General features: G+C 54.3%; 7 protein-coding genes. All 7 read right to left on the bottom strand.

The window, feature by feature from the left end; genetic code table 11:
• Window positions 1-268: 268 nt before the first annotated feature.
• The gene (locus AACI_RS16800; protein ID WP_041708617.1) at window positions 269-574 is read right to left on the bottom strand and encodes a hypothetical protein; all 306 of its coding nucleotides are present in this window, start codon (window positions 572-574) and stop codon (window positions 269-271) included.
• Between the two features lie 51 nt (window positions 575-625).
• On the bottom strand, window positions 626-3,811 hold the full coding sequence (locus AACI_RS15490) for a DNA primase family protein (protein ID WP_012812252.1): 3,186 nt from the start codon (window positions 3,809-3,811) through the stop codon (window positions 626-628).
• Between the two features lie 551 nt (window positions 3,812-4,362).
• Window positions 4,363-4,716, bottom strand: coding sequence for a hypothetical protein (locus tag AACI_RS15495; RefSeq protein WP_041708619.1), 354 nt, complete (start codon window positions 4,714-4,716; stop codon window positions 4,363-4,365).
• 591 nt (window positions 4,717-5,307) lie between these two features.
• Window positions 5,308-5,928 carry a BRO-N domain-containing protein gene (locus tag AACI_RS15500; RefSeq protein ID WP_012812253.1) on the bottom strand — a complete coding sequence of 207 codons (621 nt, stop codon included), beginning with the start codon at window positions 5,926-5,928 and terminating at the stop codon, window positions 5,308-5,310.
• 99 nt (window positions 5,929-6,027) lie between these two features.
• Window positions 6,028-6,261, bottom strand: coding sequence for a hypothetical protein (locus AACI_RS15505; RefSeq protein ID WP_041708621.1), 234 nt, complete (start codon window positions 6,259-6,261; stop codon window positions 6,028-6,030).
• A gap of 446 nt (window positions 6,262-6,707) precedes the next feature.
• On the bottom strand, window positions 6,708-7,310 hold the full coding sequence (locus tag AACI_RS15515; RefSeq protein ID WP_012812255.1) for a hypothetical protein: 603 nt from the start codon (window positions 7,308-7,310) through the stop codon (window positions 6,708-6,710).
• 63 nt (window positions 7,311-7,373) lie between these two features.
• Window positions 7,374-7,712, bottom strand: coding sequence for a hypothetical protein (locus AACI_RS15520; RefSeq protein ID WP_012812256.1), 339 nt, complete (start codon window positions 7,710-7,712; stop codon window positions 7,374-7,376).
• Between the last annotated feature and the right edge of the window lie 195 nt (window positions 7,713-7,907).

Here is a 7,907-nt window from a genome sequence, read left to right on the forward strand (position 1 = left end):
TCACCCACCTGGCGGTGGGCTGTGGTGCCCGCTGTTTTCGCGCACTACCAAGGTGCACAGCGCACAACGGGCGAAGCGACCACGCCATACCTCGCCATGGCACACCCTACCACGGCACACCCTACCACGGCACACCAAACCGCGCCGCGCCTTACCGCGCCAGGGCTCGCCGCGCCATGCCGAGCCTTAGATTGGGGCGGCCTGTTCGCCGCCCCACCTCGCCCCCCGAGCTTTCGGGAGCGCGGCGCGGAGGCGAACCCTCCGCTGTTCATGCTGTGTGCCCGGCTGTTTCGCCTTGTGCTGTCTCTTCCGCTGTCGCGTCGTTGGAGTTTTCCACGTTGACTTGTAGATAATCTTCGATCCCCATCGTGATCGTTTTGTGTCGCGCTTCAAGCTCCTTTCCGATCGACACGACACGAAACTTTTCCGCTGGACTCAACTCTCGAATGATTTTTGGCGGCTGCAGTTGGCTCCAAACAAACGCGCCGTTTCTCTTGGTCTCAAGCGAAAGCTCAATTTCGTAACTGCTGACCAGTTGCCAATTCTCGAAGGACTGGCGTAGGCAACAGCCCAATCCACTCGTACGTCTCGGTGCTGGTGATTCGCTCCATGAACTCGAAATTCATCATTGAACCTTCCTCCCAGCATACTTGTTGGCGTCCCAACGCTTCCGAACCGCTTCAGCGCCTTTTTTGACTTCCGCTTCGTACTCGTCCATCAGGTATGACGTAATCACCACCATCTCGCCCGTTCGAGGATCCGGCACATGGCGAACGCGCTTCAGTTCATACGCGACCTCGCCCAACCGCACCCCCTCCCATACGTGGCGGCGCTTGCCGTCCTCGCACGTTGCAAACACCTCCTTGATATCGGCGTAGTTCCCACGCAGGCGTTCCAGCAACGTGTTGGTGCTGACCTTTTTACGCCCCAACTCTTCGGCAAACAACTCAATCGCCTTGGTTGCAAGTGCGCGCGGCACCACGTAGTCCTTGCGATCCTTGTTCTGCGAGTCCGGAAATTCAAAGATTCCGTATTGGATCGCAGCCTGAACAATATCGTTGGCAGCCCAGTAATCCATTCTCGTTCTTAGCATTTCCTTTGATTCTGTAAGTTTTCTTCCTTCCGCGCGCATGTTCAGATAGTGCTTAATGGCCAAGTACAGTAAGTAGGACTTTGCCTCGGGCGTCCTCAACCGCCTTTCCCAGTCCGCAGGCTTCATGGGCAATTGGCGATGGAACGGGAAAATCAACGGCCTGCGGAAGAATCCAAAACTACCGTCCGGCGTGGGCGGCAGGTGGTTGGATGCCATCCATAGCTTGATCCGCGGTCGGAACGGGAACGCGTCTCGGTACTTCATTTCTGCAGTAAGCAAATCATTTCCAGTTAATTTTTTGATGGTCTCTGTATCTTTGAGCGTCTGATTCGAGGCGTCGGCGACGATGTTGATCGACGCTCTAGCCAAACGGCTTGCTGCAAATCGATTCTCCACAAGTTCTTGTAATGTGACGGTCTCCACGAACTTCCCAAACAGGCTCTCAAGCAACCGAAGCAAGGTGCCTTTACCGTTGTAGCCTGGGCCAAGCAACACGAAGTAGCGCTGTTCGTCCACATCGAACTTGGCCAAACTGTAGCCAATCGCTTCAAAAAGTGCTGTCGTCGTCTCTTCCGACAAGTCGAATTCGCGGAACAGGTCGCTCACGTCTTTCTCCGCCTGCTCCATCGCCAGTGTCCAATGTCCACGTCGGGGCATTTCCCACTCGCGCAACCACGCGGCATCAATCTGCCACGTGACCAGATAATCCGGTGAGAAGTCCCGCATCACAGGACGTTTCAACGAACTGACATCCAAGATCCCGTTTTGCACAGGAAACAGCGGGTCGGTGTCGAAGAAACTGCTGACTTTCGCATCCTCAACATTCCGCACCTCATCCGCCTCAAGCCATGTCTTGTACAGCGTGAACAGATTATTCAGCATCGTCGGAGTGACCCAGTGCTTATGTTCCGTCATGAGCGCGTGCGCCATGAACCGCTTGATAAACGCCGCGTCCGACTTCTTGAAGTCGTAATATTTTCCGTTGTACAAGTTGATGCCTGAGTAGAAGTAGTACGACGGGAAGTCTTCATAGAGAGCCCGGACGAAATCAATATGCACAAGCTTATACTTTTCCTTCTCCTCGTCGTACTCCACCGCACGAAAACCGGAATTCCTCATCCAATCCGCCGCAATGTCAAATCTCATGCCCTGCTGTCGCCAGTAGTCTGAGGGCACGGCGCCCGTAGCCAAAACACGCTCGTCCCGCTCCCTCAAAACCTCTTCCAGTTCGCCTTCAATGTATGTGGACGTTGCATCGGCCGTTTCGAACGCCTCATTGGGATCCACCTGCTCGTCCGATAACAAACCGTCTTTCCACGCCTCTTCGGCTTCCTCTTCGTTGTCCAACGCCGGAAGCCCGTCCATCTTCGGCAGATCCGCTTCGGTGAAGTCTTGCCCAGGTCTCCCGTAGATGCCCGGCAAGCCTAATTGCGCCGCGTAAGCCTTCCGGACGAACGTCGCCGGACTCGAATTCTTTGAATAGTGAACGCAGCGCCGACAAATTTCCATCGGATCCAAACTCTCAAACGTGGCGCATCGCACGCCCACGGGCTTGGCCCCTCGGAACTTTTTCTCAGCTTCCGACCAGTTGTATCGCTTGCCCGGACCTGCATCGTAAGCCTGTGACCACTCGTGAAAGAGAGAAGAAGAGGCGGGATTCAAGGCTTTTAACACACAACCCATTCGATACCACACGGGTTCTGAAACCATGTTGGGTTCGCGAACGTACGCCTCGAATCGCGGACAGATTGTCGGCAACTGCTCTTTCACGAAATCCAACGGGACGGGTGCCCAATCTCCCATGGATTCTTCTCGATTGCTTGGCGATGTAGGCTCTGGAGCATCGAGATCGATCCCCAAGGCCTTCGCCACCTCTTCGATCGCCGTTTCTATTGCAGTCGGCTCATAACGAGCTTCGTCGCGTCGTTCAACCCATGCTACCTGTACGATCTGCCCCGACTTGGTGTGCATGGATCCCGGAAGTCTCATGATCCTGGCCGGTTCCGCGACCGACGCATCGCTTCCAAGCAGAACGGCGAGCTTGGCTGCGATCCTACGCACCGTTGCTACGTCCGCAGATCGTTTGAACCTGTAGTAAACGTGCCGCCCTCGACCGCCTCCAGATTGCACGACAGCACTCGGGAAGAAGCCCAACTCGCCCAGGCCAATCAAAGCGCGTTCCGCTTGCGCGATCCGCTCGTCGTCGCCGTCGTCACCGTGATCGTCAATGTCTGCCCATACGCCCGGGCACGCTACGACATCTTCCGCACGGCCTCCCACCCACTCGCCGTCTTCGGTCTTCTTCACCGGCTTGTCACGCAGACAAACTCCAAAGTACCAGCCACAACGAACCATGGTGGGATCCCGGTACCCGCGCGAAAGATAGTCTCGCAATTGGTCAAGTTCCTTGGTCGTGAAGGAACGTCGCGCCCGAGCCGCCTTCACCGCCGCGTCCTTGTCGTTTCTTCGATTCGCAATGGGACGAATCTCCACATAGCCACACAGACCGTCAAACCACCATCGCAGGAAGTCCACGGACAGATCGGGATCGCCCTTCAGCTCATGCTTTAGCAGGTGCACACCAATGGCTGAGTGCGAAATGAACTCACCTTGTTGCTCGCACCACTCCGCCAGCTTCCGATAGGACGTGCCCTGGAGCCAGAGACCAACCACATCTTCCTTTAACTTCGATTGGCACAAACGGCATTTGGAATCCATTCATCCCCACCGCCCCACATTAACCACATTCTACCTAATTCCCACATTCCACGTTACACTTGCTATACTTTATCTACCTCTCAATCCACAAAATATACTTTCCACTTTACAACGAATTTCCATCTTACACACCCCACCCCTCTTCCTGCCATGGAAGTTTACAACCACCTAATCGAAAAGAGAGGAGGCTGTACCAGTTACAGGAAATCTCCTTGCTTCCTTTTTCCCCCTCCCCCCCTTAGAAAAGGAGAGAGAGTAAAGGTAGAAGAGTAGGGTGTAAAGGCGATGTAAAGGTGATGTATAGGTCGATGTAAAGGCGTTTTTGGCGTAATGACGCGGATTGTATAGATTTGTATAGGTGATGGCGAGGAAGGTGATATAATGATTGGTGTATTGTGTGTTGTGTAATATTTGGATCTTTACACGATACACCGTACGCATATAAAATATTTTTCGCAAGGTCGCGTTTTGACCTATACATCGACGGTCATACCGCGCCACGACTGGATTCTTGACTTTACAGCACCCTTTGCAGACCCTTTACATACCCTTTACACCACCTTTACATCACTCAATTTTTGGTTTGAGTGGACTTTTATAGTGAGCAACTTCAATACTTTCTGGATTTGTTGGGCGCTAGGAACCAGGTATTTTTCCCTAAAATCGCTCCATTCTTCCTCGTCGTTGAAACCAAGACGAGGATCGATTGTGGGTTCTATCCTGTACTGGCGACCGTTCCATACTAAACGGCACCCAGCACACCTGGCACCGTTTAGAACCCAACCCAATTCTTCGTCGGTCACAATCTCGGTCAGCAGAAGCTTCCAAAGATCATGGTCCAACTGAAGGTCGGGCCGCGGATCCCAAGCCCAGCCATGGGCTCGCCATGCCTCGCTTTCCGGCATGACGGTGCTCACCTTCCCTTCATACTACCACATTCCGCTGTCCACCGGGACGGGTTCACCGCCCCAAGGAGGACACTCGCAACCGACCAAACCCATCTTCGTCGAGGAGGCTGTGGCGTGAACCTCGCCCCAGTGGACGGCAGATCCCACCCTGTAGCGTCCCGACAGGCGCGAACGTGTCCGAAGCGCGGAACACTCGCCTTTGCCGTGCTCCACGATTGATTTGCGCCTGCCGAACGCCACAGGCGGGCGGTGCCTCCGCCGCCCGGCGCAGCGCGCGAACTGCACAGGGACAACAGCACGCATCGGGCGCGTGATATTGCAGCTCGCGCGCCGGGCACGGCGGCGGAGAGAAGGGATCTGAGATATTCAGTTGCCAAGGTCCGCTCTGACGCGGCACATCGCCTCATGAGTGTTCATGTCGTGTTGTCGAGACGGCGATACGATCCGCGCCGGGAACGCGCGCTCGGCGTCCCTGGTGTCATTTGAATGGGCGTCTTCAGACGCCCCATTGAGAGGCTTAGGTTTCGCCCCTCCACTCCGCATCGGATGGGTCCGGTGCGGGGCGCAAGGGCGAGCCTTGCGCAGTCGTCAAAACGGCTTCCAGTACGGCTTGAGATCCGGGAACCGCGTCCTTCCGGGCTCCGTGAAGCTCGGCCCGTCTGTCGGAATCCCGATCGCGTCATACCCAGCCATCAGATTCGTGCTGGCAATGAGGATGCGTTCGATCAGGAGATCCGACAACCGATGTTCCAGTCGGTGAACAGCGTCCACCAGCAACTTCGCCTGCTCGGTGCGCGCCTTCATCTCCATCACGGCGACCTGCTTCGCCGCAATGTCGCACTCCTGACGACGTCCGGGCGTCTTGTACTCGCCGGTCTTGCGGATGCTGGGCAGGACTTCGTGGGCAAGCCAGCGCCTGAAGCGTTTCGCTGTGTCAACGCGGCTTGTAAATGTCAATTGATACAGGCCTGCTTCGTTGATGATAGTTGTGTTGGGGTTCCCGCGATTTCCGTCGGTAATGGCGACGGTATTTTTCTCGTCTTCGTCAAGCCGCGAAACCGCATCTCTGCTGTTGGCAATTTGAAGTGCTTCGCAAACGTCTTTCGCTACCCACCACGGTTCATCGTTAATCATGACGACTCGGATTCGATGGCCTTCGAACATCCATTCCATCATCGTTTGGTTTCCGTCCATGTCGACGGGTTGCATGGTATCCCTCCTGTGAAGATCTTGCAGTTGGAGGTCGCCCCTCCGATCTGGGTCGAAACACATTCGGCCCAGGGCGCAAGGGCGAATTTCGTAGTTATGCTAATCTCGCAAAGCCCTGCGCGAACTGAAGTACACTCTCCAATCCAACGCCGCCTTGTAACCTCGAAGAAGGGCCGCCAGTAAACTTAAGATGGCTGCCGTATCACGCATCACAATCACTAACATTGACTGCGAATGATAACCGACAAGCAACGTCAAACCTGCGATCGATAGCGAGAAGAATACTTCTTTTGTATTGTCCAGTGCTTCTTTTAAGTGACCCTGTAACTCCATGTCACTCAACACCTCACGCCAGCAACTCCACCACGCAACCAGCGCCCAAGAAAAGCAACCCCAACAACACATATCCAACACCAGATTCACGGTGCGCAATCACATGTCCGATAAATCCCGTACCTGTTCCGATAAGTGCGCTCCCCAATAATTGTGTCGCTATTCCAATCACACCATGTTCACCACCGAACTTGTTTCCTCAAGCAACAGAACTTATAAATGCCCCACCCCACCGCAATGAGCGGTGAAAGAATTGCGGCGACGGACATTCTGATGTACCGCATGAGATATGGATTCTCTTGTATTGCGGCTATCGTGATGCCGCATAAACTCCCCAGTAAACTCCCAATCGCTATCGATGCAGCCATCGTCATATTTCTGCCCTCCCATATATCGATCTGCGCCATCGCCGTCTTCACCTGGCGTTAGCACAAGGGCGGCACCTCTCAATCAACCTTCGCTTCACTCTTTAAGAACTCAATCACCTTATCGGCAACAGCCTTTGCCTCTTCCAGATTGTCTTCTCGGATGCGATTCAAATCCGGAAGGCGCATTAAGTATTTGATAACGTGAAGAACGGTCTGGATTACTCCGTACCATTCACCCTGAAGTCGACTTGCGAGATATTCATCTCCGGTTGCTTTAATTTGTGCGTACACGTACTCACGAAGCTCTCGTGTGCAGACATGAGACTTCTTTGTAGGCAACTTTTTCATCCCTTCGGGCATTTGCAGTCCTTTGCATCCAACGACATTGCCTTCCGAATCCTGCACCAAATCTGCTGGACTGAACACATCCGTTCTCCCCGCCTTTGTGGCGGTCTGTGCCACCAGGGTTGAGGCGACATAAATCGTGTCTTCCGCCGGATCCGGTAGGTTCACGACTTCTCCGAACTCCGTGCTGAAGACCGGAATCCCGTCGATCTCGCCAACCTTCTTACTCGCGCTTGCCACGCGCGCCACGGAACCGGATGGTGGGATCTTCGCAACCACAGTGCCGTCGTCGGTGAAGAACGTGAGTTCGTGTGGTGTTAAATTGACGATCTTCACTTAGCGAACCTCCATTCCAAACTCAGTCGTACGAAAACTCGATTCTCTTAATCTTGATCGCCTTTACACACTCTCCCTGCCGACCAATTTAGCAATCTCCTTAGAATACGGTCGAAACTCCTTCGGCAAATCTGCCCAACGTACCAAGCTCAGACACCCGCCGTTCTGCTTGATCGTCAAGAGTTCGCCCGACAGTTTGATCTCGATATTCCCTTCGAACAAAATAGCGCCATCATTGAATGCCATTAAAATACTATTAGGTGTGTCATTAACAGTACGAATGACCTTGTCAAAGACCAACGCTGTGCCACCGTTCGTGTAAGTGATTCGAACTGGCGTGTTTAGAAACGGTTGCAACATTTTCTGCACTTCTTCATGTGCATCTCCTATAACGCTTGCCACGCTTCTCACCTCCAAACGACGTTTGTTTTCAAGGAGCCTCCTGTCGCGCCCCTCCACCCGGCGCTCAAAGCCCGGACTCGAACCGGAGACTCCGACTGGGTGATCAGTCCAGCCATCGTCGTGCCACCCGCACCCTTGAACGGCCCGGCGCAGGGGCGCGCCCTGCGCGCTCTCTAGGCGCTGACAAAGGGAGGT

The organism is Alicyclobacillus acidocaldarius subsp. acidocaldarius DSM 446, from assembly GCF_000024285.1.
GTDB classification, from domain to species: domain Bacteria; phylum Bacillota; class Bacilli; order Alicyclobacillales; family Alicyclobacillaceae; genus Alicyclobacillus; species Alicyclobacillus acidocaldarius.

Excerpts from the sequence above, each read along its gene's own strand:
- AACI_RS15490 (WP_012812252.1), bottom strand. The coding sequence starts at position 3,811 with ATGGATTCCAAATGCCGTTTGTGCCAATCGAAGTTAAAGGAAGATGTG.
- AACI_RS15495 (WP_041708619.1), bottom strand. The coding sequence starts at position 4,716 with ATGCCGGAAAGCGAGGCATGGCGAGCCCATGGCTGGGCTTGGGATCCG.
- AACI_RS15500 (WP_012812253.1), bottom strand. The coding sequence starts at position 5,928 with ATGCAACCCGTCGACATGGACGGAAACCAAACGATGATGGAATGGATG.
- AACI_RS15505 (WP_041708621.1), bottom strand. The coding sequence starts at position 6,261 with ATGGAGTTACAGGGTCACTTAAAAGAAGCACTGGACAATACAAAAGAA.